The following is a 25,312-nucleotide window of genomic DNA, read 5'->3' as shown; positions in this document are numbered from 1 at the left end:
GATGCGCTACCTGGACTTCAGTTCGTGGCAGGCGCTGGCGACGACCTTCCTCGGTCTCGCCGTCTTCACCCTGATCGGCGTCGGCATCCGCGTGCTCATGATGCAGACGATCCAGCAGCGGCGCGAGCGCATGAACCGCCAGATCAACGAGCGCCTGCGCACCCTGATCGCCGCGTACCGCACGCTGGGCGGCTCGTTCACGGGCGAGCTGACGGTCGATCCGAAGCATCTGCGCGACCTGCGCGCCGCCGGTCACGACGCCGGTTCGGACCGCGCGCGCCGCATCCGCGACGCCGTCGAGGCGGCACTGGCCGACATCTTGCTGCTCGGCACGGAAGAACATTGCCGCCTCGCGGGCCAGGCCGCGAGCGACCTCGCGGCGGGACGGCCGATCCACACGGCCGACCTGGTGATCTCGCTGCGCGCCTTCATCCGCGAAGCGCTCGACCTGGGGCCGGTCCCGGACGGCGTCGCGATTCCGCTGCAGGGACCCACGCGCACGCAGGGTGCGGGCAGCCGCGGCAAAGGGGAGGGCGGAGGTCGCGGTGGTGGCGGTGGTGGAGGCGGCGGCATGGACGGCGGCGGCGGCGGCCTGGGCGCCGGACTGGCGCTGGGCCATCGCGACAATCACCACCCCGCCGCCTGATGCCGCGGCGCGGCCGTCAATCCGTCACGGCGTGCCAGACGTTCATCTTCTTGTCGCCTGCGCGGTCGCCCGCCTTCTTGTCCTTCACGAACGTGTACAGCGGCTTGCCCTGGTAGGCGAGCTGCTTGCTGCCGTCGTCGCGCGTGACGGTGGAATACGGCGCGGACATGGCCGCGTCGCCGGCCTTCACCGGCGGCCAGTTCTCCGCGCATGGGCCGTTGCAGGCGCTCTTGCCGCTGCCGGCGACGTCCTTGTCGAACGTATAGACCGTCATGCCGTGGGCGTCGACGAGGACGCCGTTCACTTTCTTGACCGGCGCCTGGTCGGCGGCATGGGCTGAGAGGGCGAAGAGGGCGGACAGACAGGCGATACCGAATTTCAGTGCTTTCATGGTAGCTCCTTGGAAGACATCGGTTGTCAGGACTGCCCGGACATTCTAGTCCAGGATGCGGGCTATAATGCCGCTCCTTCCCGAAGAGTTTTCCATGTCCCTCGACTGGTTCGCGCCGGCGCAATGCGTCGGCTACATCGCGTTCGTCCTCGGCGTCGCCTGCGCGCTGCAAAAGGACGACCGCCGCTTCAAGCTGTTCATGGCCGGCGAATGCCTGGCCTACATCGTCCACTTCGCCCTGCTCGGCAACCCGACGCCCGTCGCCAGCACGACCATGTCGCTGCTGCGCTCCGTGCTGGCGCTGTACACGCGTTCGATGTGGGTGGCGGTCGGCGTCGTCGCGATGAACCTCGCCCTGGGCCTGACGCTCGCCACGCGCATGACGGACTGGCTGCCCCTGGGAGCGTCCTGCATCGGCACGCTCGCGCTGTTTCTCCTGCGCGGCGTGCCGATGCGCCTCGCGATGCTGTGCGGGACTTTCCTATGGATCGCGAACAACATCATCGCCGGCTCGATCGGCGGCACGGCGCTCGAGATCGTGATGGCGGTCGTGAACGGCACGACGATCTGGCGCATGGCGCGCGCGGCGCGGGTGGCGCAGCCGGCCTGAGGTCCGTCAACGCCGCCTGCCGGCGGCGGCGCGGCGATCGGGGATAATGGCGCCTCGATTCGTCCGACCTATACGTTCACATGGAATTCACGCACGACGACATCAGGCGCCAGTTCGACCCCGGCACGTTTGCCCGGGGCGAGGAGTATGCCCGCAAGGGCCGCGTCGTCTCCATCGACATCGAGTTTCCCGGCACGCTCCACGGCGCGGTGGAAGGCAGCGGGGGCAAGACGTACCGCCAGGAAATACGCGTGACGAGCGACAAGCGCGGCGTGCGTTTCCGCGGCGACTGCAGCTGCCCCATGACCCGCAACTGCAAGCACGTCGTGGCCGTGCTCCTGGCCGAACTCGCGCACCGCCCGCTGGATGTACCGGCGGCGGCCGAGCGCTGGCTGCAGCAAATGGCGGCGATCCGGAACGTCCTGCAGGACGCGGCGGACGCGACGCGCGGCCCCCCGCTGGGGCTCATCTATGTGCTCGCCCCGGACCGCGCGGGCCAGGTGCCGGGCCTGCATCCGCACACGGTCCGCCTGCGGCCGGACGGCAGCATCGACAAAGCCATGCTCGAGGCAGATCCGCTGCGGCTGCTCAAGATGCGACCGTCCCACGTGGGACGCGAGCACGACGAGCCGCTGCGCCTGCTGGGCGCCATGCAGGTAAGCCATCACACGCTGGAACCCGCGGGCGCCCTCGGCGCCGCGTTGCTGGAAAAACTCAGTGCCGCTGGCTGGCTGTGGCGCGCGCGTTCGCTGAAGGCGGCCGGGTACGGCCACCTGGAACGGGTGGCGCCGGGGCCGCGGCGTACGCTGGCGCTCGACTGGCTGCAGCATGGCGCCGACCGTGAGGCCGTGAGCCTGGGCTGGCGTGCGGATGGCGGCCAGCTGCCCGAGCACATGTATCCCACCGACCCCATCGTCTACCTGGACGGCCTCGCGGTCGGCGAGGTGGCGCTGCCGGAACAGCTGGTGGCCATCCCGCCGGCGGTCCTCCTGGACCTCGTCGCGCAGGCGCCTGCGCTGCGCGGGGAACAGCGCAACGGCGTCGCAGGCCGCATGATCGACCTGGGCCTGGACGGCCTCCTGCCCGCGCCGGCAGCGCTCGAGGTGCGCGAGCGGCGCGACATCGCGCCCATACCCCACCTCATGCTGGACAGCTTGCAGATACCGACGCGCCGCGACTGGGACTGGCGCGACATTGCCTTCCTGACGTTCGACTACGACGGTCTCTCCACGGAAGGCATCGACGAGCTCGTATTGCGCAGCGCGCTCGACGGCGGCGTCGACGTGATCGTGCGCGATACGGCGGCCGAAGCCGCCGCCGCGGCGCGACTCGCGGCGTCCGGCTTCGGCTCGCCGCCGCCGGGCGATCCATTGCGCGACGACTGGCCGGATGCCCTGGCATTACCGGACGAGGCCGCATGGCTCGCCTTTGTGCGCGACGAGCTGCCGCGCCTGCGCGAGGCTGGCTGGCAGGTCGAGATCGGCGACGATTTCCGCTACGACCTCGCGGAAGTGCAGGAATGGTATGCCGACCTCGACGAAGGCGAACGGGACGGCAACGGCTGGTTCGACCTCGAACTGGGCATCGTCGTCGATGGCGAACGCCATCCGCTGCTGCCGCTGTTGGTGGACATGATCCGCAATACGCCATGGCAGTTCGGCGCCGACGCACTGGCCGCGCGCCCCGATACCGACGAGATGCTGGTGGAGCTGACCCCGTCCAGGCGCGTGGCCCTGCCCTGGGGGCGGATCAAACCGATCCTGGCCACGCTGGGCGAGCTGTATTTCGGCGACCGCATCGGCGCGAAGATCCAGCTGCCGGCGCTGGATGCGGCACGCCTGGCGGAACTGGAGCGGGCCGCGCGCCTGCGCTGGCTGGGCGGCGATCGCTTGCGTGAACTGGGCCGCAAGCTGCACGATTTCGACGGCATCCGGCCGGTGGACGTGCCGGCCGGCCTGACGGCGCAGTTGCGCCCTTACCAGCGCGCGGGCCTGGACTGGATGCAGTTCCTGCGCGAATACGGCTTCGGCGGCATCCTGGCCGACGACATGGGGCTCGGCAAGACCATCCAGACACTCGCCCACATCCTCGCCGAAAAGGAAGCGGGCCGCCTCGATGCGCCGGCGCTCGTCGTGGCGCCGACGAGCCTGATGGGCAACTGGCGGGCCGAAGCAGCGCGCTTCGCGCCCGGCCTGCGCGTGCTGCTCCTGCACGGCAAGGACAGGAAGGCATCGTTCGACCTGGTCGGCGACGCCGACCTCGTGCTCACGACGTATGCCCTGCTGGGGCGCGACGAGCCGGCGCTGCGCAGGCACCGCTATCACCTCCTCATCCTCGACGAAGCCCAGTACATCAAGAATAGCCGCTCGAAGGCGGCGCAGACCGTGCGCCTGCTCGATGCCCGCCACCGTCTGTGCCTGACCGGTACGCCGGTGCAGAACCACCTCGGTGAATTGTGGTCGCAGTTCCATTTCCTGATGCCGGGCCTGCTGGGTGACGAGAAACAGTTCAATACCGTGTTCCGTAAACCGATCGAGCAGCGCGGAGACGTCCAGCGCAAGAACCTGCTGGCACGCCGCGTGAAACCATTCATGCTGCGCCGGACCAAGGACAAGGTCGCCACCGAATTACCGCCCAAGACGGAGATCGTGCTGCCCATCGAACTCGACGGCGCCCAGCGCGACCTGTACGAGACCGTGCGCGTGGCGATGGACAGGAAGGTCCGCGACGCCATCGATGCCAAGGGCCTCGCGCGCAGCCAGATCATCATTCTCGATGCCTTGTTGAAATTGCGCCAGGTCTGCTGCGATCCGCGCCTGCTGGACGCGGCCGCCAGGGTGGGGTCGGCCAAGCTGGACACGCTGCTGGAACTGCTCGACACGTTGCTGAGCGAGGGACGCAGCGTCCTCGTGTTTTCCCAGTTCACGAGCATGCTGGCACTGATCGGCGCGGCGCTGGACGCGCGCGGTATCGCATTCGTCCAACTGACGGGCGACACGGCCGATCGCGACGCCCCTGTCGGCGCCTTCCAGCGGGGGGACGTGAGCGTGTTCCTGGTCAGCCTGAAGGCGGGCGGTGTCGGCCTGAATCTCACCGCGGCCGACACGGTCATTCATTACGATCCATGGTGGAACCCGGCCAGCGAGAACCAGGCGACCGATCGCGCCTGGCGCATCGGCCAGGATCAGCCCGTGTTCGTCTACAAGCTGATCGCGCAGGGCACGCTCGAAGAAAAAATCCAGGACATGCAGCGCCGCAAGGGCGAACTGGCCAATGCCGTGCTCGATGCCGAAGGCGGGCTCGCGGCGGCCATCATCCGGGACGACCTGCAGGTGCTGTTCGCGCAACCCTAGGCCGGAACGCGCGCTTCGTGCATTACCGTACGGACGCCCGCGTCCGCCTGCGGCATCCTGAACCCGTGATCAATCGCAAACGAAAGGAGTACGATCATGGGCAAATATTTCCTGGCCTGGATCATGGGCGTACCGGCCATCGTGCTGGTCATCCTGTACCTGTTCTTCCACTGATGACAACGCCACCAACCGGTGGCGTTGTCGTTTCCAGGCTTACGCCACGTTGATGTTCACGTCGATATTCCCACGCGACATTTTCGAATACGGGCATGTCTGGTGCGCGGCATGGACAAGGTCCAGCGCGACGTCGCGCGGCACGCCGGGCAGGCTCACGGTCAGCCGCGCCTGCAGCGAATAGCCGCCGGTGCCCGTGCCGAGGTCGACTTCCGCATCGACTGCCGTGTCTGCCGGCAGGGTCACGTGCCGGTCGCGCGCGGCGTGGCCCAGCGCGCCGATGAAGCAGGCCGACCAGCCTGCGGCAAACAACTGTTCCGGGTTCGTGCCCTTGCCGTGGCTGCCCGGCGGCGACAGCGTGATGTCGAGGCGGCCATCGTCGCTTTTTGCACTGCCTTCGCGGCCGCCGGTGGTGCGGGTCTTGCCGGTGTAGAGAACCTTGTCGATCTTGCTCATGGTATGTCCTTTCGTTGGATAAAGTGATTACAGGTGGTCGACGGCGATGACGGCATCGGCGAACGCGCGCGGTGCTTCCTGCGGCAGGTTGTGGCCGATGCCCCCTTTGATGAGTTCATGCTTGTACTTGCCGGTGAAGCGCCCGGCGTACGCGGCCGGTTCCGGGTGCGGGGCGCCGTTGGCGTCGCCTTCCAGGGTGATCGTCGGCACGGTGATGGCCGGGAAGGTCGCCAGGCGCTGTTCCAGCTTGTCGTATTTCGCTTCGCCCTGGACGAGGCCGAGGCGCCAGCGGTAGTTGAAGATCGTGATGGCGGCATGGTCCGGGTTCTCCAGCGACGCCGCGCTGCGGTCGAACGTGCGGTCGTCGAACTGCCATTGCGGCGACGCGGTCTTCCAGATCAGCTTGGCGAAATCGTGATGGTTCTTCGCATAGCCGGCGGCGCCGCGGTCGGTGGCGAAATAGAACTGGTACCACCATTGCAGCTCGGCGGCCGGCGGCAGCGGCTGCTTGCCGCTTTCCTGGCTGCCGATCAGGTAGCCGCTCACGGACACCAGCCCTTTGACACGCTCGGGCCACAGCGCGGCCACGATGTCGGCGCTGCGCGCACCCCAGTCGTAGCCGGCCAGGATAGCCTTGTCGATCTTCAGCGCATCCATCAGGTCGACGACGTCCTGCGCCAGCGCGGCCGGTTCGCCGTTCCGCACGGCCTTCGGATCCAGGAAGCGGGTCGTGCCGTAGCCGCGCAGATGGGGCACGATCACGCGGTAGCCGGCCTTCGTCAGCAGCGGCACGACGTCGACATAGCTGTGGATGTCGTACGGCCAGCCGTGCAGCAGGATCACCACGGGACCATTGGCGGGACCCGCGTCGACGTAGCCGACGTTCAGCACGCCCGCCTTGATCTGCTTGACGGACGAGAAGGCGTCGGACGTTTGTGCGTGGGCCGGGCCGATGGCCGCGACGGTGAGGGCGGCTGCGCCGAAGACGTTGCGCAGCGTGCGGGCGATGGATTGGTTCATGTCGATTCTCCGGTCATTGGTCAGATGGTCTGCTGCCGTAAATTGCTTATCGTGATAATCATTATGTCGATAACTGTATCCGAGATTTTGAAGCTTTGCAAGCGCGAAAACCATTATTTCGATAATTATTTTTGACACGCTGGCCTGCCAGAAACTGGCCCCGCTAAAATGTCTTTTCGACAAATATGAGGAGACGACATGAAAGGTGCGGCTGTTGTCGCCGGATGCCTGCTGGCTGGAATGGCCCAGGCGGCCCAGGTGACGGACCCGGTACAGGTCACGGGAGGGCGGATCGTCGGCACGGCGGCCGACGGCGTGAACGCATTCAAGGGCGTGCCGTTCGCGGCGCCGCCCGTCGGCCAACTGCGCTGGCGGGCGCCGCAGCCGGTCGTGCCGTGGCAGGGCGTGAAGACCGCGCAGGCCTACGCGCCGGCCTGCGCGCAGACGGCGGCGTGGATCCCGGATCCGAAAAGCGAAGACTGCCTGTACCTGAACGTGTGGGCGCCCGCGCAGGCGCAGAAGCTTCCCGTCATCGTCTGGATCCACGGCGGCGGCTATTACGGCGGCACGGGCGCCCAGCCCGGTTATGACGGCGGCAACCTGGCGCGGCGCGGTGTCGTCGTCGTCACCATCAACTACCGCCTCGGCATCTTCGGCTTCTTCGCCCATCCCGAGCTGACGGCGGAGTCGCCGGACAAGGCGTCGGGCAACCAGGGCATGGAAGACCAGGTCGCGGCGCTGCGCTGGGTGCGGCAGAATATCGCGGCCTTCGGCGGCGATCCGGCGCGCGTCACGATCATGGGCGAATCGGCGGGCGGTGAATCGGTCGCGGTGCTCGTCGCGTCACCGCTGGCCAAGGGCCTGTTCCAGCGCGCGATCTCGCAGAGCGGCAACTTCGCGATGCCGATCGACGCCAGCGAGAACGTCTTGTTCGACCGCACGACCGCGGAACAGGCGGGCGTGGCGTTCACCGGGGCGGTCGGCGCGAAGCGCCTGGCGGACCTGCGCGCGCTGCCCGTCGCCGCGCTGCAGAAACCGGCGTGGGCGCCGCATCCCATCGTCGACGGCCATCTGCTGCGCGAAGACCTGACGACGACGTATCGCAACCATCGCCAGAACGACGTGCCCCTGCTCGCGGGCTGGAATGCGGAAGAGGGCAAGGACCTCGCGCCGGAAATCCTCGGCACCGACAAGTTCACGGCCGCCAGCCACAAGGCGCTCGTGGCGAAGCTGCTGGGCCATGCGCCGTCGGCCGCCCTGCTGGCCGCGTATCCCGGTGCGACGGATGCCGAAGCCAGGGCGTCCATCGACAGGCTCACGACCGACTGGTGGGGCTGGCGTACGTGGTACTGGGCGGGGCTGCAGGCGCAGTACGGCAAGGCCAGGCCCTACCTCTACTATTTCACGCACCGGCCGGCCGCACCCTTGACGCCGTGCGGCTATGGCTGCGGAGCGGGGCATGGCGCGGAGATCCAGTACGTGTTCGATCATCTCGGCCAGGATCCGCGGCCGTGGTCCGCGTACGACCGCCAGCTGGCCGCGCGCCTGGCCGACACGTGGGCAAGCTTCGCGCGCACGGGCACGCCGAACGGCAAGGGCTTGCCGGCCTGGTCCGCGTTCGACGGCCGGCCGGCGACCATTCTGCGCATCGGCGACGCGGCCGACCTGCAGGCGCGTGGCAGGCTGCCGGATTTTTCGATGTTCGGACAGCCGCCCAAACGCTAGCGAAACGGCGTAAGCTGTCCGCTTCGATGCCGGGGAGGTCCCATGACGCTTGCCGATACGAAGTTTGGCGGTTCCATTCCGCAGCTCTATGACCGGTTGCTCGTGCCGCTCATCTTCCAGCCCTATGCGGACGACCTGGCGGCGCGGGTCGCACATGAGCGGCCCGCGCACGTGCTGGAGGTCGCGGCCGGCACGGGCGTCGTCACGCGAGCGCTGGCGGCGTGCCTGCCGGCGGCCAGTACGATCGTCGCGACCGACCTCAACCAGGCGATGCTCGACCAGGCCGTCGCCACCGGCACGGCGCGGCCCGTCCAGTGGCAGCAGGCGGACGCCATGCGCCTGCCGTTTCCCGACGCCGCGTTCGACGCCGTCGTGTGCCAGTTCGGCGCCATGTTCTTCCCCGATAAGGCGGCCGCCTATGCCGAGGCGCGGCGCGTGCTGCGTCCCGGCGGGCAATTCATCTTCAACGTCTGGGACCGCATCGAAGACAACGACTTCGCGCACGTCGTCACGGACGCGCTGGCACAGGCGTTTCCTCTCGACCCGCCCGGGTTCCTCGCGCGCACGCCGCATGGCTACCACGACCTGGCCGCCATCGCGGACGACCTGGCGCGGGCCGGCTTCACGACGCCGCCCGTGTGCACGACGCTGGCCGCGCGCAGCCGGGCTGCCGCACCGGACATACCGGCCATCGCCTATTGCCAGGGCACGCCGCTGCGCAACGAGATCGCGGCCTCCAGTCTGGCGGAAGCGACCGCGCACGCGGCGGCGGCGATCGCGCAGCGGTTCGGGCCAGGACCGGTGGATGGAAAGATCCAGGCGCACGTGATTGCTGTCGCGCGCCCCTAGCTTGCACGAACCTGCGAAGGGCTGAGCCCCAGCAGCCGGCGCATCCAGCGCGCCATGTGGCTCGGATGCGCGAAGCCGGTTTCCAACGCAACTTCCGTGACGCTGAGCCGCCCCTCGAGCAGATGCAGCCGCGCCCGTTCTACGCGCCGTTCGAGCACGAACCGGTGGACCGGCGTACCGGTCGCCTGCCGGAACAAGGCCTTGAAATGCGAAGGACTGAACCCCGCGACGGCGGCCAGTTCGGCGAGCGTCAGGTCCTGGTCCAGGTGGGCGTCGATATAGTCGATGACGTGGCGCAGGCGCCAGGCGGGCAGCGCCCGCGCCGGCGCGATCCTCGAAGGCGACTGCAGCGCGACGAGGCGCACGGCGAGCGCCGATGCGAGACTGTCGGCGAACAGGCGGCCGCCCGGGTGGGCGTCATGGTCTTCGGCCTGCATCATCCAGCCGATGCGCTCGATCTGCGGATCGCGGACGTGGATCGCCGGCGCGAGGTCGAAGGCGCGCGCGCCGCGTCCCATGTCGTCGGCCGTCGCGCGCAGGTGCGCGGGCGCGAGCCGGAGCAGCAGCGAGGTGGCCGGCCGGGACAGGGTCCAGCGGGTGCTGGAGCCGCCCGGCACGACGCAGAACTGGCCGTGCAAGCGCACGCCCTGCCGCTCGGCCTTGCCGGCCCGGTACGACACCGGTACCGGCCCGCCCAGGTGAAGGCACAGCACATGACGTTCATCCACGGGCGAATCGAACCGGCCCGACGGCACCGGCGACGTCAGCACGTCGAGGAGCGGCAGCGGGGCCGCCGCTGGACTGGGATAGCAAGAGGGTCGGTCGGTCATCGCATCCTCCGGTACGCGTTCCGCCAATGTACAAGGAAATCATCCGTTTGTGTCCGCCGCCGGCCGCCGGTGCGCGCGGGGACCGGCGCGCGCCGCTAGCATCCTTCCATGTCCAACGCATCGAAGGAGAGTCGAGCATGAAACGCAGGGATTTCTTGTATGTGACCGCGGCAGCCGTCGTGGCCGGCCGTGCGCAGGCCGCGCAGACGGAGGTGGAACGCTATCGCCACGCGCGGCGCTACGTGGACCTGCCGTGCGGCCGCATCGCGTACGTCGAGCGCGGCACGGGTGCGGCGGCGCTGTTCCTGCACGGGGCGCCGCTCAACGGCTTCCAGTGGCGCGGAGCGCTCGACCGCCTCGCCCCGTACCGGCGCTGCATCGCCCCCGATTTCATGGGCCTCGGCTACTCGCAGGTCCCCGAAAATCAGTCGGTGGCGCCCGCCGCCCAGGTGGCGATGCTGGCGGCGCTGCTGGACGCGCTGGGCGTCGGCCAGGCCGACATCGTCGCTTCCGACAGCGGCGGCGCGGTCGCGCAGCTGTTCCTGGTCCGCTTTCCGGCGCGGGTGCGCACGCTGGTGCTCACCAACTGCGACACGGAGCCCAACAGCCCGCCGCCACTGATCCAGCCGGTGCTCGACATGGCCCGTGCGGGCACGCTGGCCGACGACACCGCGCGGTGGCTGGCCGACGGGAACCTGGCGCGCGCGACGTTCGGCGCGGCCGCGTACCACGATCCGGCGCTGCTCACGGACGACATCATCGACTACTACGTGGCACCGATGGTGAGCACGCCGTTGCGGCGCAGGCAGTACCACGCATTCCACAATGCGCTCGCGCCGAATCCGCTGGCGGGCATCGAGGCGGCGCTCAAACGCAGCACGGTGCCGGTGCGGATGGTATGGGGCGCCAGCGACGTGATCTTTCCGATGGCGGATGCCGCTTATCTTGACCGTATATTCCCGCGCTCGCAGGGAATATATCGAGTTCCAAAAGGAAAATTATTTTTTCAGGAGGAATTTCCCGATGTAATCGCGGAAGAGGTATTGCAATTGTGGCGTACCGCTTGAATACAAGAGTTGATCGAGATAATCGATATTTTCCGGGGCCAAATAAAAGGATACACATAATATGAAGCCGTATCGGGTATAACGAATACATATGTTTTATATTTGATCGCCGATTTACCCGATTTAAATGTCGGAGTATTTAACAGTTATAGGATATATATCAATGCGGCTTTAAAAAATTCATTTTCTTTCAAGTAGATAAGTGCTTGGCACAGGAATTGCTAAGGTGTCGCAGTGCATTAAACGCACCTATAACTTTTATTGACTTGAAAGGACCGCAGAGATGAAATTAAAATTCGCGCTGGCCGCTGCCCTCGCATTCACCGCCGTTACCGGTACCGCACACGCCGGCGCCTTTATCAATGGTGGTTTTGAAGATGGCAATGCAAACGGCTGGACGACTGGGGAAGGGTATCGTTGGGATACGCTGAATGCGAGCCTGTCGCCCGCCACTTTCCTGCCGGGCGGCAGCAAGTACACGGGGCCGGCAACCCGCTCGGCCGTCAACGCCGCTGGCACGGTCGATCCGTTGCTGGGCTCGTTGCTGGGTTCGACCGTTTATTCGGGCCAGTACTCGTATCGTGTCGAAGACACTTCGGACGGCGGTAATGCATCGGTCCTCAGCCAGAAAGTGACGAATTACACCGAATCGAATATCTTCTTCGCGTGGAAAGCCGTGCTGGAAAATGGCGGCCACACCGCCGATGAATCGGCCGAATTGCTGATCACGCTGACCGACGATACGACGGGCACGGTCCTGATCAATCGCGTCTACAATGCCGGCGACGGCGGCGGCGGCGTCGACAGCCGTTTCACCATGAATGGCGACCTGTTTTATACCTCGGCCTGGCAAATCGAACAGCTCGCGATCGATTCGTCGCTGTCGGGCCACGATTTCACGCTATCGATTCTGGCTGCCGATTGCCAGCCGTCCGCACACACGGGTTATGCCTATATCGACGGTTTTGGCGCGGTTATCCCGCCGGTGAAAGTTCCGGAACCGGCATCGGCCGCGCTGATGCTGCTGGGTGCCGGCGCAATGCTGCGTTCGCGCCGTCGCAAGCAGGCTAAATAAAACAGGTATGAATAAAACGCCATCCGCGGATGGCGTTTTAATATCGATAGCCTGAAAACAAAAACGCCGACCTGCAAGGGTCGGCGTTTTCGCTTGAAACTTTGGTGGCCCGGGGCGGAATCGAACCACCGACACAAGGATTTTCAATCCTCTGCTCTACCAACTGAGCTACCAGGCCAAAGGAGGCATGATTATAGCGACGGGTTTGCGAAGCCGCAAGACCTGTCGAGCAGTTTTTGGCAACGGCCAGGACGATATGCCCGTCCCGTTCGCCGGAGGCAGGCCACTGCGAAGGTCTATAATGTTCATCATGAGCACACACACCACTTCCTCCGCACATCATCGCAACGTCGACCGCCGCAGCGACATCTGCATCGTCGGCAATGGCGCCATCGCCAAGACGGCGGCCCTGGGCCTGTCGCAGGCCGGGCACAGCGTCACCTTGCTCGTGCCGCCCGCGCGGCCGGACGCACCGGAAGCGCCGGCCGGTGGCGAAAAGCCGTGGGACGTGCGCGTGTACGCGCTCAACCATACGGCGCATACGTTATTGTCGTCGCTGAAAGTCTGGGGCGCGCTCGACATGGCGCGCGTGGCGCCCGTCGACGCCATGGACGTGCAGGGCGACGGGGAGCAGGGCGGCCATCTCGGCTTCGATGCGTTCGGCGCCCATGCGGGCTCGCTCGCGTGGATCGTCGAGGACAGCAACCTGAACCAGGCGCTCGACGCGGCACTGCGCTTCGCCCAGAACGTCGAGACCGTCACGGGACGCGCCTGCCGCATCGTGAGCAGCGCGGACGACGTCGAGGTCGAGCTGGAAGACGGCAAGGTGCTCGCGGCCCAGCTGCTGGTCGGCGCCGACGGCCGCGATTCCTGGGTGCGCGGGCAGTGCGACATCGGCATCGATTACCGCTCGTACCACCAGCGCGCCATCGTGGCGAATTTTGCGTGCGAACAGCCGCATCACAACGTCGCTTATCAATGGTTCACGTGTAAGGAAGGCATCGTCGCGCTACTGCCGCTGCCCGGAAACAAAGTGTCGCTCGTGTGGTCCGCGCCGGATACGCTGGCGGACACGATCATGAACGAATCGCTGGGCGAGCTGGCGATCCGCCTGGGCGAGTATTCGGAGAACAAGCTGGGCCTGCTGAAGCCGCTGCAGCCGGAAGACGTCAAGGCGATCCCGCTGGCGCTCGTGCGCCCGCACGCGATCACGGCGCCGCGCGTCGCGCTCATCGGCGACGCGGCCCACGCGGTGCATCCGCTGGCCGGGCACGGCATGAACCTGGGCTTCGGCGACGTCAATGCGCTGCTCGACACGCTCGCCGCGCGCGACGACCACCAGGGCCTCGGCGACGAGCGCCTGCTGGCGCGCTACGCGAGGGCGCGCAAGGAAGACGTATTGCTGATGCAACTTGCCACGGATGGCCTGGAGCGCCTGTTCGGCGCAAATCTGGAGCCCGTGCGCGTCGTTCGCAATTTAGGATTAAACTTGCTGGATAAGTTGCCTCTGGTCAAGCGACGGCTGATCGCCCACGCGATGGGCAGGTAACGCGGCACATCTTTAAGGAATTCATTTCATGGGTAAAACGAAGCTCGCCGTTCTGCTGGCGACCGGCCTGATCACGTCGTGCGTCGGCGCGCAGAATTCGGTCGAGGCGAACATCAAGAAGGCGATCGAACCGCGCCTTGGCGGCGCCAAGATCGAGTCGATCAAGGAAACGCCGTACGCCGGCCTGTACGAACTGCGCGTCGCCGGTGACATCCTGTACACGGACAAGAAAGGTGAGTACCTCATCATCGGCCACGTCTACGATGCCAAGACGACGCGCGACCTGACCCGCGAGCGCATCGACGACGTCAACAAGATCAAGTTCTCGGACCTGCCGCTGAACGACGCCATCAAGCAGGTCAAGGGCGACGGCAAGCGCGTGATCGCCGTGTTCGAAGACCCGAACTGCGGCTACTGCAAGCGCTTGCGCCAGACGACGCTGAAGAACATGGACAACGTGACGATCTACACGTTCCTGTACAACATCCTGTCGCCGGACTCGTTCGAGAAATCGAAGAATGTCTGGTGCGCCCCGGACCGCGCCAAGGCCTGGGATGACTGGATGATCAACAACAAGCCGGCACCGGCCGCGCCGGCGAGCTGCGAGTCGCCGAACGAGAAGGTGCTGGCGCTGGGCCAGAAGCTGCACATCACCGGCACGCCGGCGATCTTCTTCTCGGACGGCAGCCGGATTCCGGGCGCCGTCGACCAGAAAACGCTCGAGGCCAAACTGGCCGCCCTCAAGCAGTAACACGAAAAGCCCGGCACCGCCGGGTTTTTTACGACTACACCAACAAGCCAAAACAAGGGAGAAGACATGCTCACATTGAACATCAACGGGCGCGACGTCCAGGTCGACGCCGATCCCTCCACGCCCATCCTGTGGACGCTGCGCGACAACCTGAACATGACCGGCACCAAGTTCGGCTGCGGCGCCGCGCTGTGCGGCGCCTGCACCGTGCACCTGGACGGGCAGGCGATCCGTTCCTGCGTCACCCCGATCTCCGCCGCCGCGGGCCACAAGATCACGACCATCGAAGCGATGGAATCCGACAAGGTCGGCAAGGCCGTGCAGGACGCGTGGGTCAAGCATGATGTCCCGCAGTGCGGTTATTGCCAGAGCGGCCAGGTGATGAGCGCCACGGCCCTGCTGCGCGTGAACAAGAAGCCGACCGACACCGACATCGACAACGCCATGAGCGGCAACATCTGCCGCTGCGGCACCTACCAACGCATCCGCGCGGCCATCAAGGATGCCGCCAAAACCCTGGCATAAGGAGGCCCGCATGCTATTCGAACAGGTGAAACATGTGACTCCCGCCGGCCGCTTTGCCCCGACCTCGCGCCGCGGGTTCCTGAAGGCCGGCACGCTTGCCACCGGTGGTCTCGTGCTGGGCTTCGTGCTGCCGACGGGCGGCCGCTTCGCCCGCGCCGCGGATGCCGCCAAGCCCACCGTCTACGCCCCGAACGCCTTCCTGCGCGTGGCGCCGGACAACACGGTGACCGTGATCGTCAACCGCCTCGAGTTCGGCCAGGGCGTGCACACGGCACTGCCGATGGTGATCGCGGACGAACTCGACGCCGACTGGAGCCAGGTGCGCAGCGAGCTCGCGCCGGCCGCCGACGTGTACAAGGACCCGGCCTTCGGCATCCAGATGACGGGCGGCTCGGGCACCATCGCCCACTCGTTCGCGCAATACCGCGAAATAGGCGCCCGCGCCCGCGCGATGCTGGTCCAGGCGGCCGCGCAGCAATGGAAGGCGGATCCGTCCCAGTGCCGCACGGCGAAGGGCGTCGTCTACGGCCCGGCGGGCCAGAAGGCGACCTATGGATCGCTGGCCGAAGCGGCGATGGCCCTGCCGGTGCCGCAGACCGTCACGCTGAAGGACCAGAAGGCGTTCCGCTACATCGGCAAGCCGATGCCGCGCCTGGACGCCCGCGCCAAGTCGACGGGCCGCCAGCAGTTCGGCCTCGACGTCAAGCCGGCCGGCACCAAGGTCGCCGTCGTCGCGCACCCGCCCGTGTTCGGCGCGAAGGTGGCGAAGTTCGATGCATCGAAGGCCAAGGCCGTGCGCGGCGTGATCGCCGTGCTGGAGATTCCGGTGGACCGGGGCGGCCGCGGCGTGGCCGTCGTCGCCGACGGCTACTGGCCCGCCAAGCAGGCGCGCGACCTGCTCGCCATCGAGTGGGACACGAGCGCCGTCGAAAAAGTCGACAGCGGCAGGCAGCTGGCGCAGTTCGCGGAACTGGCGAAGACGCCGGGCGCCGTCGCGCGCAAGGCCGATACGTCGAAGCTCGCGGGCGCGGCCAAAAAGATCTCGGCCGTCTACGAATTCCCGTACCTGGCGCACGCGCCGATGGAACCGATCAACTGCACGGTCGACCTGAAGGACGACGCCTGCACCTTGTGGGTCGGCTCGCAATTCCAGACCATCGACCAGGCCGCGGCCGCCGCGACGGCCGGCCTGAAGCCCGAGCAGGTCACCCTGAACACGATGATGGCGGGCGGCGGCTTCGGCCGGCGCGCCGTGCCGACGTCGGACTTCATCGTGGAAGCCGTCAATATCGCCAAGGCCTACAAAGCGGCGGGCCATGCGGGTCCGGTGAAGCTGATCTGGAGCCGCGAGGACGACATCCGTGGCGGCTACTACCGTCCGTCGCACATCCACCGCGCGGACATCGGCCTGGACGCCGGCGGCAACATCGTCGCGTGGGACCACACGATCGTCGGCCAGTCGATCATCAGCGGCACCCCGTTCGAACCGATGATGGTCAAGAACGGCGTCGACGCCACGATGGTCGAAGGCATGGGCGAGCCGTACGACGTGCCGCTGAACCTGACGGCGCATGCGGTGAAAGCCAACGTGCCCGTGCTGTGGTGGCGCTCCGTCGGGTCCACGCACACGGCGTTCGTGATGGAGACGCTGATCGACGAGGCGGCCCATGCGGCCGGCCAGGACCCGGTCGCGTACCGCAAGAAGCTGATCGACGCGAAGCACGCGCGCCATCACGCGGCGCTGGACCTGGCCGTGGCGAAGTCCGGCTATGGCAAGAAGACGCTGCCGAAAGGGCACGCATACGGCGTCGCGCTGCACGAGTCGTTCAACACGGTCGTCGCCTACGTCGTCGAGGCGTCGATCGTCGACGGCAGCCCGAAGGTGCACAAGGTCACGGCCGCCGTGCATTGCAACCTGCCCGTCAACCCGATGTCCATCGAAGCGCAAGTGCAGGGTGCCGCGCTGATGGGCCTCGGCACGACGCTGCCGGGTGCGCGCATCACGCTGAAGGACGGCGTCGTCGAACAGCAGAACTTCGGCGACTACACGGTGGCGCGCATGAACGACATGCCGCAGGTGGACGTGTTCATCGTGCCGTCCCAGGATCCGCCGACGGGCATGGGCGAACCCGGCCTGCCGCCGCTGGCGCCGGCGCTGGCCAATGCCGTGTTCAAGCTGACCGGCAAGCGCCTGCGCAAGCTGCCGTTCGACCTGGCGGCGGCGTGAGCGTGTCCCCGGTCGGCATTTTGTTGGCGGCCGGCCGGGGGCGCCGTTTCGATCCGGCCGGGCAGTGCAACAAACTGTTGCAGCCGCTGGACGGGGAGCCTGTCGTCGTGGCGAGCGCGCGCACGCTGATGACGGCGGTGCCGCGCGTGATCGCCGTCGTGCCGCCGCTTGACGCCGGCGTCGGCGAGCGGCTGGCCGCGCTCGGGTGCGACGTGACCGTGTGCCCGGATGCCGACAGCGGCATGGCAGCTTCGCTCACGCATGCCATCCGCCATTCGCTGCCAGCGAACCCGCAGGCCTGGCTCGTGGCGCTGGGCGACATGCCCTGGGTGGATCCGGCCACGCTGCGCCGCCTCGCCGACGCGCTGGCGGCCGGCGCGGGCATCGCGGCACCCGTGCTGGATGGGCGGCGGGGCAATCCGGTCGGTTTCGGGGCCGTGCACCTGGACGCATTGCTGGCCTTGCGCGGCGACGAGGGGGCACGGCGCCTGCTGCGCACCTTTCCCGTAACGGAAATCCCGGTCGACGACCCGGGGATCTTGCGCGACATCGACCTGCCGGGCGACATGACGGGAGCGTCAGCCCAACGGTGTGAACACCCTTTTTTCTGAAAAATGCCGTTACACTACGGCGCATCGGAGAGAGATTGTTCACGCCATATGAAAAAAGCACCCCAGAAGCAGCCGCCGGCCATCCAGTACACCATCGTCCCGAAGGACCTCGCCGGGCACCTGTTCAACGTCACCGTCACCGTGGCGGAGCCGCATCCGGGCGGGCAGGTGCTTGCGCTGCCGGCCTGGATCCCGGGCAGCTACATGATCCGCGAGTTCGCCCGCAACATCGTGCGCATCCGCGCCGAGGCCGGGGGAGAAGCGGTCCGTCTCACGAAGCTGGACAAGCATAGCTGGCAGGCCGCGCCCGCCGCCGGGCCGCTGACCTTGCATTACGAGGTGTACGCGTGGGACCTGTCGGTGCGCGCCGCCCACCTGGACCAGACCCACGGCTTCTTCAACGGCACGAGCGTGTTCCTGCGCGTCGTGGGCCAGGAAGCACGCCCGCACCAGGTCGACATCCAGCGCCCGGGCGACCCGGCCGCCCGCACGTGGCGCGTGGCCACGTCGCTGCCGGAGGCGGGCGCGAAGCGCTACGGCTTCGGTACCTATGTCGCGGGCGACTACGATGAACTGATCGACCACCCCGTCGAGATGGGCGATTTCGTGCTGGGCGGCTTTACCGCGCACGGCGTGCGCCACGACATCGTGATCACGGGCCGCGTGCCGAACCTGGACATGGCGCGCCTGGAAAAAGACCTGAAAGCCATCTGCGAAACGCAGATCGCGTTCTTCGAGCCAAAGACGAAGAAGGCGCCGATGGACCGCTACGTGTTCCTGACGATGGTCGTCGGCGACGGCTACGGCGGCCTGGAACACCGCGCGTCGACGGCGCTGATCTGCGCGCGCACCGACCTGCCGTCGACGGCCGCGCCGAAGATGGCCGAGCCGAACGAGGGCTACATCAAGTTCCTGGGGCTGTGCAGCCACGAATATTTCCACACCTGGAACGTCAAGCGCATCAAGCCGGCCGGGTTCGCGCCGTACGACCTGCAGGTCGAGAACTACACGCCGCTGCTGTGGCTGTTCGAGGGTTTCACCAGCTATTACGACGACCTGATGCTCGTGCGCAGCGGGATCATCAGCGAGGCCACGTACTTCAAGCTGCTCGGCAAGACCGTCGGCAGCGTCCTGCGCGGCACGGGCCGCACGAAGCAGAGCATCGCCGATTCCAGCTTCGACGCCTGGAGCAAGTACTACCGCCAGGACGAGAACGCGCCGAACGCGATCATCAGCTATTACACCAAGGGTTCGCTGATCGGCCTCGCGTTCGACCTGACGATCCGCGCGAAGACGGAAGGCGCGAAGTCGCTGGACGACATCATGCTCGCCTTGTGGGACCGCTACGGCCGCGACTTCTACAAAGGCAAGGAAGGAGGTGGGCGCGGGGTCACGGAGCAGGAGGTGGAAAGCCTGTTCGACGAGGTGAGCGGCGTGCGGTTGAAGCCGATCTTCGACCGCTACATCCGCGGCACGGACGACATCCCGCTGGCCAAGCTGTACGCGCCGTTCAGCGTGAAGGTGACCGAAGAGCGCAAGAACGCCAAGCCGTCGCTGGACGCCGGCATCGGCCGCGACGCCGCCGGCGTCAAGCTGACGCAGGTGCACGAAGGCGGCGCGGCGCACCAGGCGGGCCTGTCGGCCGGCGACATCCTGATCGCCATCGACAGCCTGCGCGTGAACGGCAACCCGTCCAACCTGGACCAGCTGTTCGCGCGCTACCGTGTGGGCGACACCGTGACCGTGCACGCGTTCCGCCGCGACGAGCTGATGGCGTTCGACGTCACCCTGCAGGGCGACCGCGTGCCGTGCGTGCAGATCTCGGTGGTGCCGGGCACGCGCAAGGGGCCGGCGGTGAAGCGGCCGAGCGCAAGTTAATTCGGCAGATAGGATCGCAAGAGATCGAAATCGATCGGCTTGGTGAGGTGACGGTCGAACCCGGCCGCGAACGCCCGCTCGCGGTCCTTCTGCTGCCCCCACCCGGTCGTCGCGACCAGCGTGATGCCGGCCCCCGCGGGCAACTGGCGCACGCGGCGCGCCAGTTCGTAGCCGTTCATGTCCGGCAGGCCGATGTCGAGCAGGGCCGCGGCGGGCGCGAAGCCGGGCAGCATCTCCAGCGCGCGGGCGGCCGTCGCCGCCGTTCTGACCTCGCAGCCGTGCAGCTCCAGCGTCATCGCCAGCGTCTCGGCGGCGTCCTCGTTGTCGTCCACGACGAGGATGCGCAGCTGGGCCGGCGCCGCCGTTCGGGACGGCGCCTGTAACGATGGCGCGCACACGCTGCCTTGCGCCAGCGGCAGCCGGATCGTGAACGTGCTGCCCAGGCCCGGCCCAGGGCTGTCCGCATGCACGCTGCCGCCGTGCAGTTCGATGATCCCGCGCACGAGCGCCAGGCCGATCCCGAGCCCGCCTTTCGAGCGTTCGAGCGCCGGTTCGAGTTGCGAGAACATGTCGAAGACGGTGGCGAGCGCCGAGGCGGGCAGGCCGATGCCGTTGTCGCGCACCTGGATCTCGGCCACGCCGTCGTCGCACGACAGGTGCAGTTCGATCGTCCCGCCATCCGGCGTGTACTTGGCGGCATTGGTCAGCAGGTTGATGACGACCTGCGCGAGGCGCGTCGCATCGCCGTCCACGATCACGGGCGGTTCGGCGATGGCGACGCGCAGCGTGTGGCGCGCCGCTTCCATCGTCGCGGCGAGGTCGTGTGCCGCGCCCTGCACGAGGGCCGACAATTCCACCGGCGCGCGTTGCAGCTGCATGCGGCCCTGCGTGATGCGCGAGACTTCCATCAGGTCGTCGACGAGGCGCGTCATGTGGCGCATCTGCCGGTCGAACGCCTGGAGCAGGCGGTTGTCCGTTCCCTGGCCGAACTTCAGCTTGAGGATGTCGAGCGCGCTGCGCATCGGGGCGAGCGGGTTGCGCAGTTCATGCGACAAGGTTGCGAGGAATTCGTCCTTGCGCCGGTCCGCGGCCGACAGCTGCGCATTCAACCTTTGTAATTCCTCCTCGGCGCTGCGGCGCGCGTCCAGCGCCGCTTCCGCGGCCTTGCGGGCCGTCAGCAGTTCCCGTTCGTAGGCCCGGCGGTCCGATGCCTTGAACAGGGCCCAGTGGTCAATCATGCCGTCCGCTTCCTGGCGGCGGCTGATGTTGATCAGCATGGGCAGGCGCTCCTGGCGCTTGTTGCGCAGGTCGACCTGGATCTCGGCCACGGAGCCCTGCGCCTGCAGGATCGGCTGGCAATGCGTGTGGTAGAACAGACGGGCGCCCACCGGCAGCAGATCCTGCATGCGCACCTTGCCGACGAGTGCCTCCTCCGCATAGCCGAGCCACGTGCACGCCATGTTGTTCGCCTTCAGGATCACGCCGTCGGACGCCGTCAGCAGCAGCGCGCAGGCGGCCTGGTCGAACAGGATGTCGCCGGAGGGCGCGGTCGGCACGGATGTCAGCGCAGTGCGTGCGCGAGGAAGTTGTCGATGGCGCGCGAGCTTTCCGTGGGCGCGCTCATGTGCGGGCAATGACCGACGTTCTCGATGACGTGCAGGACGCTGTCCGGCAGGCGCCGGTGCAGGAAGTCGCCGACGGCACGGGGCGCCACGAGGTCATCGCTGCATTGCAGGATCAACGCCGGCACGGTCGAACGGGGCACGTCCGCGCGGTGGTCGGACAGGAACGTCACGCGGGCGAAATGCTTGGCGATTTCGGGATCGTTGCGGCAAAAACTCTCGGTTAGCTCCGTGCGCAGTTCCGGACGGTCGGGCACGCCCATGATCGCGGGCGCCAGGCTGCTCGACCAGCCGAGGTAATTGGCGTCCATTGTCTCGAGCAGCTCGTCGATGTCTTCCCGGCTGAACCCGCCGACGTAGTCGCCGTCGTTGATGTAGCAGGGCGACGGGCCCACCATGACCTGCGCGACGAATTTTTCCGGCGCCTTGATCGTGGCCAGCAGGCCGATCATCGTGCTGACGGAGTGGCCGACGAAGATGACGGGACCGGTCGCGCATTCGTCGACGATCTCGAGCAGGTCGTCAGCGTAGCCGTGCAGGGTGCCGTACTTGTCGCGGTCGTACGCGGACAGGTCGGAACCACCGCTGCCGACCAGGTCGAACGCGATCGTGCGGAAGCGATCCTCATAAGCCGGCGCCAGGAAGCGCCACATGGTCTGGTCGCAGCCGAAGCCGTGGGCAAACACCATCGTCGCCGGGCCGGTGCCGGCCACCCGGACGTTATTCCTGCGCTGCACAGTTGACATTGTTATCAAATCTATAAAATGTAACGGACGATTATAGACTGAATATTGCCGAGCAGGCGCACCCCTGGCGCATGGTCACGGCGACGTGTATTCCGACGCCTGCGGCCCCGCCAGGCTGCGCAGCTGATACCGCTCGCCGTCCGCGAACAGGAAGGTCTCGGAAAACGTGAGCCGGCCCGCCGGCGGGGGCGGCAGCGGCGCACTGCGCCGCACGGACGCCAGCGCGATCTCGGACGCATTGGGATTGCGCGAGCGCCGCACGGCCACGTCCGCCAGCTGGCCGTCGCGGTCGACGGTGATTTCGAGCACGACAATGGCCGACAGCATGGGCGGCAAGGTGCCCGTGTAGGCGCGTTCGGGATTGTGGTCGGCCACGTGGTGCGCGACCTGGGTCTTGTAGTCGTCCAGGCCCGCGGGCGCGGGGGCCGTCGGCGGGGCGGGATGGAAGATACGTTCGACGGAAGAGGTGACGGCCTCGGTGGCCGTCCTGACGCTCGCGCATCCACTCAAGCCTGCGATCAGCGTGATGAGAACGAGGCCTGGGCGGATGATCGTGTTCATGACAGTCGATTACTCATCAAATAAGCGCTTGAGTTCCGTGCCGGGATCGGGCGCGCGCATGAACGCTTCGCCCACGAGGAACGCATGCACGTTGGCGTCGCGCATGCGCTTGACGTCGGCGGGCGCCAGGATCGCGGACTCCGTGACCACGAGCCGTTCCGCCGGAATGCGCGGCAGCAGGCCGATGGTCGTGTCGAGCGTGACCTCGAAGGTGCGCAGGTTGCGGTTGTTAATGCCCAGCAGGCGCGTATTGAGCTTCAGGGCCGCATCCAGTTCGTCGCCGTCATGGACTTCGACCAGCACGTCCATGCCGAGTTCCTGGGCACACGCTTCCAGTTCGGCCATCAGGCCATGATCCAGCGCAGCGACGATCAGCAGGATCGCGTCCGCACCCATGGCGCGGGCCTCGTAAACCTGGTATGGGTCGATGATGAAATCCTTGCGGATCACGGGCAGGTCGCACGCGGCGCGCGCCTGTTTCAGGTACTCGGGCGAGCCCTGGAAGAATTGCACGTCGGTCAGGACGGACAGGCAGGATGCGCCGCCTGCCGCATAGCTGCGGGCGATGTCGGCCGGACGGAAGTCGGCGCGGATCACGCCTTTCGACGGCGACGCTTTTTTCACTTCGGCGATCACGCCGGCGCGGCCCGCGGCGATGCTGCGGCGCAGGCTGGCCTCGAAGCCGCGCAGGTCGGCGCGCAGGGCGGCATCGCTTTCGACGTCGCGGCGCAGGCTGTTGAAATCGCGCTGCCGCTTGGCCGCGGCGACTTCCGTGGCTTTGACGTCGAGGATCTTGTTCAGGATATCGGACATGATGGTATTCAGTGTGGTTTCGCCAGCGCCAGCTTGACGCCGAGCCAGACGAACAGGCCGCCGGTGGCGCGGTTGAGCCATTGCGTGACGGCGGGATTCAGTTTCAGACGGGCGCGTGCCTGCGCGGTGAACAGCGCCAGCGCATGGCACCACAACATGCCGTTGATGTTGAAGATGGCGCCCAGGATCAGGAATGCGGCCGCCTTGTGCGGTGCGTTCGCGTCGATGAATTGCGGGACGAAGGCGAGGAAGAACAGTGCCACCTTCGGATTCAGCACGTTCGTCAGGATGCCTTGTGCGTAGATGCGGCGCAGGGGCAGCGGGGTGACGGTGAGCGGCTTGTCGACGCCGTCGCCGCGCTTGCTGAGCAGCATGCCGACAGCGAGGTACAGGATGTACGCGGCGCCCGCCAGCTTGACGACGGTGAATGCGGCCGCGGACGTCGCGAGGATCGCCGACAGGCCGAGGGCCGCCGCGACAATGTGCACGAAGGTGCCCGTGCCGATGCCGAGGGCCGCCGCGCTGCCGGCGCGCCAGCCCTGCGTCGCGCTGCGCGTCATGATGAGCAGGGAGTCCGGGCCCGGCATGATGTTCAGCAGCAGGCCGGACACGACGAACAGCGCGAGGTCGTGGATGCCGAACATGATGTCAGCTCGCCGCGCCGAGCTGGCGCGTGACGCTCACGAACTGGTCGAGCTTCGCCAGCGCCGCACCCGACGCGATGGCGGTGCGCGCGCGCTGCAGGCCGTCCTCGATGGATGCCGCCACGCCGGCCGCGTACAGCGCGGTGCCCGCGTTCAGCGCCACGATGTCGTGCGCCGGCCCCGGTTCGCCGCGCAGCGCTTCCATGATGCGCGCCTTGGACTCGGTGGCGTCTGCCACTTTCAGGTTGCGGCTGGCGATCATCGCGAGGCCGTAGTCTTCCGGGTGGATCTCGTATTCGCGGATCTCGCCGTTGACGAGTTCACCGACCATCGTGCCGGCGCCGAGCGAGACTTCGTCCATGTTGTCGCGGCCCCAGACGACGAGCGCATGCTGGGCGCCGATGCGCTGCAGCACGCGTACCTGGATGCCGACGAGGTCCGGGTGGAACACGCCCATCAGGATGTTCGGCGCGCCGGCCGGATTCGTCAGCGGCCCGAGGATGTTGAAGATGCTGCGCACGCCCATCTCGCGGCGCACGGCGGCCACGTTCTTCATGGCGGCGTGGTGGTTCGGGGCGAACATGAAGCCGATGCCCGTCTGCGCGATCGACTGGGCGATCTGCTCGGGCTTCAGGTCGATGTGCGCGCCCAGCGATTCGATGACGTCAGCGCTGCCGGACGACGACGACACGCTGCGCCCGCCGTGCTTCGCGACGCGCGCGCCGGCCGCGGCGGCGACGAACATCGACGCCGTCGAGATATTGAAGGTGTGCGCGCCGTCGCCGCCGGTGCCGACGATGTCGACGAGGTGCGTCGTGTCGGCCATCGGGACCTTGGTGGAGAATTCGCGCATCACCTGCGCCGCGGCGGTGATTTCGCCGATGGTTTCCTTCTTCACGCGCAGGCCCATGGTCAGCGCGGCGACCATCGTCGGCGAGATTTCGCCGGACATGATCTGGCGGAACAGGTGCAGCATCTCGTCGTGGAAGATTTCACGGTGCTCGATGCAGCGGAGGAGGGCTTCTTGTGGGGTGATCATGGCAGGTCCAGTTCTTGGAAATCGGTTGTCGCCACGCGCTTTCGATCCGTCATTCCTGCGCAAGCGGGAATCCATAGACAGTTTGCAGCATCGCGACATGAAACGACTTCGGGTGCTCAGCATGGGTTCCCGCTTGCGCGGGAACGACGG

General features: G+C 67.0%; 23 protein-coding genes and 1 tRNA gene. 13 read left to right on the top strand and 11 right to left on the bottom strand.

The features are described 5' to 3' along the window. Window position 1: 1 nt before the first annotated feature. A complete protein-coding gene (locus ACEN9H_RS26765) occupies window positions 2-646 on the top strand; it encodes a hypothetical protein (RefSeq protein WP_413672690.1) in 645 nt (214 codons plus the stop codon). Window positions 647-662: 16 nt separating this feature from the next. On the opposite strand, the gene ACEN9H_RS26760 is transcribed toward ACEN9H_RS26765, so the two are convergent. Further along, on the bottom strand, window positions 663-1,037 hold the full coding sequence (locus ACEN9H_RS26760) for a hypothetical protein (RefSeq protein ID WP_413672689.1): 375 nt from the start codon (window positions 1,035-1,037) through the stop codon (window positions 663-665). A gap of 94 nt (window positions 1,038-1,131) precedes the next feature. Between ACEN9H_RS26760 and ACEN9H_RS26755 the strand changes: the two genes are divergently transcribed. Together ACEN9H_RS26755 and ACEN9H_RS26750 are read left to right on the top strand one after the other, a co-directional pair. Then, a complete protein-coding gene (locus ACEN9H_RS26755; RefSeq protein WP_413672688.1) occupies window positions 1,132-1,647 on the top strand; it encodes a YgjV family protein in 516 nt (171 codons plus the stop codon). An 80-nt stretch (window positions 1,648-1,727) separates the two neighbouring features. Beyond that, window positions 1,728-5,000 (top strand): SNF2-related protein, encoded by a 3,273-nt coding sequence (locus ACEN9H_RS26750; protein WP_413672687.1) that lies wholly within the window; start codon window positions 1,728-1,730, stop codon window positions 4,998-5,000. 213 nt (window positions 5,001-5,213) lie between these two features. Here the strand turns inward: ACEN9H_RS26750 and ACEN9H_RS26745 are convergent, their stop codons facing one another. Together ACEN9H_RS26745 and ACEN9H_RS26740 are read right to left on the bottom strand one after the other, a co-directional pair. Beyond that, window positions 5,214-5,630 (bottom strand): organic hydroperoxide resistance protein, encoded by a 417-nt coding sequence (locus ACEN9H_RS26745; RefSeq protein WP_413672686.1) that lies wholly within the window; start codon window positions 5,628-5,630, stop codon window positions 5,214-5,216. Between the two features lie 27 nt (window positions 5,631-5,657). Beyond that, on the bottom strand, window positions 5,658-6,650 hold the full coding sequence (locus ACEN9H_RS26740; RefSeq protein WP_413672685.1) for an alpha/beta fold hydrolase: 993 nt from the start codon (window positions 6,648-6,650) through the stop codon (window positions 5,658-5,660). Window positions 6,651-6,848: 198 nt separating this feature from the next. On the opposite strand from ACEN9H_RS26740, the gene ACEN9H_RS26735 reads away from it, so the two are divergent. Together ACEN9H_RS26735 and ACEN9H_RS26730 are read left to right on the top strand one after the other, a co-directional pair. Continuing rightward, entirely contained in the window at window positions 6,849-8,375 is a 1,527-nt protein-coding gene (locus tag ACEN9H_RS26735; RefSeq protein ID WP_413672684.1) for a carboxylesterase/lipase family protein, read from the top strand. Window positions 8,376-8,417: 42 nt separating this feature from the next. Continuing rightward, window positions 8,418-9,224: a class I SAM-dependent methyltransferase gene (locus ACEN9H_RS26730; RefSeq protein WP_413672683.1), complete on the top strand. Its 807-nt coding sequence runs from the start codon at window positions 8,418-8,420 to the stop codon at window positions 9,222-9,224. Here the strand turns inward: ACEN9H_RS26730 and ACEN9H_RS26725 are convergent. Further along, entirely contained in the window at window positions 9,221-10,054 is an 834-nt protein-coding gene (locus ACEN9H_RS26725; protein ID WP_413672682.1) for a helix-turn-helix domain-containing protein, read from the bottom strand. The genes ACEN9H_RS26730 and ACEN9H_RS26725 overlap by 4 nt on opposite strands. 137 nt (window positions 10,055-10,191) lie before the next feature. Here ACEN9H_RS26725 and ACEN9H_RS26720 point away from each other — a divergent pair, with 137 nt between their 5' ends. Together ACEN9H_RS26720 and ACEN9H_RS26715 are read left to right on the top strand one after the other, a co-directional pair. Then, on the top strand, window positions 10,192-11,121 hold the full coding sequence (locus tag ACEN9H_RS26720) for an alpha/beta fold hydrolase (RefSeq protein ID WP_413672681.1): 930 nt from the start codon (window positions 10,192-10,194) through the stop codon (window positions 11,119-11,121). 283 nt (window positions 11,122-11,404) lie between these two features. After that, window positions 11,405-12,196, top strand: coding sequence for a PEP-CTERM sorting domain-containing protein (locus ACEN9H_RS26715; protein ID WP_371767899.1), 792 nt, complete (start codon window positions 11,405-11,407; stop codon window positions 12,194-12,196). 102 nt (window positions 12,197-12,298) lie between these two features. Here the strand turns inward: ACEN9H_RS26715 and ACEN9H_RS26710 are convergent. Then, window positions 12,299-12,374 (bottom strand) — tRNA-Phe (locus ACEN9H_RS26710). A 132-nt stretch (window positions 12,375-12,506) separates the two neighbouring features. Here ACEN9H_RS26710 and ACEN9H_RS26705 point away from each other — a divergent pair. The 6 genes from ACEN9H_RS26705 to ACEN9H_RS26680 all read left to right on the top strand — a co-directional run bounded on the left by ACEN9H_RS26705 (window position 12,507) and on the right by ACEN9H_RS26680 (window position 19,737). Then, the gene (locus ACEN9H_RS26705) at window positions 12,507-13,745 is read left to right on the top strand and encodes an FAD-dependent monooxygenase (RefSeq protein WP_413672680.1); all 1,239 of its coding nucleotides are present in this window, start codon (window positions 12,507-12,509) and stop codon (window positions 13,743-13,745) included. Between the two features lie 28 nt (window positions 13,746-13,773). Then, window positions 13,774-14,496, top strand: a complete 723-nt coding sequence (locus ACEN9H_RS26700) for a DsbC family protein (protein WP_160406469.1) — start codon at window positions 13,774-13,776, stop codon at window positions 14,494-14,496. A 66-nt stretch (window positions 14,497-14,562) separates the two neighbouring features. Further along, window positions 14,563-15,021, top strand: a complete 459-nt coding sequence (locus ACEN9H_RS26695) for a (2Fe-2S)-binding protein (RefSeq protein ID WP_056129321.1) — start codon at window positions 14,563-14,565, stop codon at window positions 15,019-15,021. Window positions 15,022-15,031: 10 nt separating this feature from the next. Beyond that, entirely contained in the window at window positions 15,032-17,248 is a 2,217-nt protein-coding gene (locus ACEN9H_RS26690; protein WP_413672679.1) for a molybdopterin cofactor-binding domain-containing protein, read from the top strand. Between the two features lie 2 nt (window positions 17,249-17,250). Continuing rightward, window positions 17,251-17,859: a nucleotidyltransferase family protein gene (locus tag ACEN9H_RS26685; RefSeq protein ID WP_413675638.1), complete on the top strand. Its 609-nt coding sequence runs from the start codon at window positions 17,251-17,253 to the stop codon at window positions 17,857-17,859. 48 nt (window positions 17,860-17,907) lie between these two features. Further along, complete coding sequence (locus tag ACEN9H_RS26680; protein ID WP_413672678.1) at window positions 17,908-19,737, top strand: M61 family metallopeptidase; 1,830 nt, start codon at window positions 17,908-17,910, stop codon at window positions 19,735-19,737. Here ACEN9H_RS26680 and ACEN9H_RS26675 read toward each other — a convergent pair. The 6 genes from ACEN9H_RS26675 to trpD all read right to left on the bottom strand — a co-directional run bounded on the left by ACEN9H_RS26675 (window position 19,734) and on the right by trpD (window position 25,162). Then, entirely contained in the window at window positions 19,734-21,293 is a 1,560-nt protein-coding gene (locus ACEN9H_RS26675; protein WP_413672677.1) for an ATP-binding protein, read from the bottom strand. The two genes, ACEN9H_RS26680 and ACEN9H_RS26675, sit on opposite strands and share 4 nt — an antisense overlap. Before the next feature lie 5 nt (window positions 21,294-21,298). Further along, window positions 21,299-22,105, bottom strand: a complete 807-nt coding sequence (locus ACEN9H_RS26670) for an alpha/beta fold hydrolase (RefSeq protein WP_413672676.1) — start codon at window positions 22,103-22,105, stop codon at window positions 21,299-21,301. 75 nt (window positions 22,106-22,180) lie between these two features. Next, entirely contained in the window at window positions 22,181-22,666 is a 486-nt protein-coding gene (locus ACEN9H_RS26665; protein WP_413672675.1) for a TonB family protein, read from the bottom strand. 9 nt (window positions 22,667-22,675) lie between these two features. Then, on the bottom strand, window positions 22,676-23,479 hold the full coding sequence (gene trpC, locus ACEN9H_RS26660; protein WP_413672674.1) for an indole-3-glycerol phosphate synthase TrpC: 804 nt from the start codon (window positions 23,477-23,479) through the stop codon (window positions 22,676-22,678). Between the two features lie 8 nt (window positions 23,480-23,487). Then, window positions 23,488-24,123: a LysE family translocator gene (locus ACEN9H_RS26655; RefSeq protein ID WP_413672673.1), complete on the bottom strand. Its 636-nt coding sequence runs from the start codon at window positions 24,121-24,123 to the stop codon at window positions 23,488-23,490. Window positions 24,124-24,127: 4 nt separating this feature from the next. Further along, a complete protein-coding gene (gene trpD, locus ACEN9H_RS26650; protein WP_413672672.1) occupies window positions 24,128-25,162 on the bottom strand; it encodes an anthranilate phosphoribosyltransferase in 1,035 nt (344 codons plus the stop codon). Window positions 25,163-25,312 lie beyond the last annotated feature (150 nt).

Source organism: Massilia cellulosiltytica, from assembly GCF_047325105.1.
Classification (GTDB): domain Bacteria; phylum Pseudomonadota; class Gammaproteobacteria; order Burkholderiales; family Burkholderiaceae_D; genus Telluria; species Telluria orientalis.
The sequence above is the reverse complement of the archived record's forward strand: the minus strand, read 5'-3'. Positions and strand labels throughout refer to the sequence as shown.

Coding starts and splice junctions, on each gene's coding strand:
- ACEN9H_RS26695 (WP_056129321.1), top strand. CDS start 14,563: ATGCTCACATTGAACATCAACGGGCGCGACGTCCAGGTCGACGCCGAT.
- ACEN9H_RS26700 (WP_160406469.1), top strand. CDS start 13,774: ATGGGTAAAACGAAGCTCGCCGTTCTGCTGGCGACCGGCCTGATCACG.
- ACEN9H_RS26690 (WP_413672679.1), top strand. CDS start 15,032: ATGCTATTCGAACAGGTGAAACATGTGACTCCCGCCGGCCGCTTTGCC.
- ACEN9H_RS26715 (WP_371767899.1), top strand. CDS start 11,405: ATGAAATTAAAATTCGCGCTGGCCGCTGCCCTCGCATTCACCGCCGTT.
- ACEN9H_RS26760 (WP_413672689.1), bottom strand. CDS start 1,037: ATGAAAGCACTGAAATTCGGTATCGCCTGTCTGTCCGCCCTCTTCGCC.
- ACEN9H_RS26735 (WP_413672684.1), top strand. CDS start 6,849: ATGAAAGGTGCGGCTGTTGTCGCCGGATGCCTGCTGGCTGGAATGGCC.
- ACEN9H_RS26750 (WP_413672687.1), top strand. CDS start 1,728: ATGGAATTCACGCACGACGACATCAGGCGCCAGTTCGACCCCGGCACG.
- ACEN9H_RS26655 (WP_413672673.1), bottom strand. CDS start 24,123: ATGTTCGGCATCCACGACCTCGCGCTGTTCGTCGTGTCCGGCCTGCTG.
- ACEN9H_RS26725 (WP_413672682.1), bottom strand. CDS start 10,054: ATGACCGACCGACCCTCTTGCTATCCCAGTCCAGCGGCGGCCCCGCTG.
- ACEN9H_RS26755 (WP_413672688.1), top strand. CDS start 1,132: ATGTCCCTCGACTGGTTCGCGCCGGCGCAATGCGTCGGCTACATCGCG.
- ACEN9H_RS26730 (WP_413672683.1), top strand. CDS start 8,418: ATGACGCTTGCCGATACGAAGTTTGGCGGTTCCATTCCGCAGCTCTAT.
- ACEN9H_RS26765 (WP_413672690.1), top strand. CDS start 2: ATGCGCTACCTGGACTTCAGTTCGTGGCAGGCGCTGGCGACGACCTTC.
- trpC (WP_413672674.1), bottom strand. CDS start 23,479: ATGTCCGATATCCTGAACAAGATCCTCGACGTCAAAGCCACGGAAGTC.
- trpD (WP_413672672.1), bottom strand. CDS start 25,162: ATGATCACCCCACAAGAAGCCCTCCTCCGCTGCATCGAGCACCGTGAA.
- ACEN9H_RS26720 (WP_413672681.1), top strand. CDS start 10,192: ATGAAACGCAGGGATTTCTTGTATGTGACCGCGGCAGCCGTCGTGGCC.
- ACEN9H_RS26670 (WP_413672676.1), bottom strand. CDS start 22,105: ATGTCAACTGTGCAGCGCAGGAATAACGTCCGGGTGGCCGGCACCGGC.
- ACEN9H_RS26740 (WP_413672685.1), bottom strand. CDS start 6,650: ATGAACCAATCCATCGCCCGCACGCTGCGCAACGTCTTCGGCGCAGCC.
- ACEN9H_RS26705 (WP_413672680.1), top strand. CDS start 12,507: ATGAGCACACACACCACTTCCTCCGCACATCATCGCAACGTCGACCGC.
- ACEN9H_RS26680 (WP_413672678.1), top strand. CDS start 17,908: ATGAAAAAAGCACCCCAGAAGCAGCCGCCGGCCATCCAGTACACCATC.
- ACEN9H_RS26745 (WP_413672686.1), bottom strand. CDS start 5,630: ATGAGCAAGATCGACAAGGTTCTCTACACCGGCAAGACCCGCACCACC.
- ACEN9H_RS26665 (WP_413672675.1), bottom strand. CDS start 22,666: ATGAACACGATCATCCGCCCAGGCCTCGTTCTCATCACGCTGATCGCA.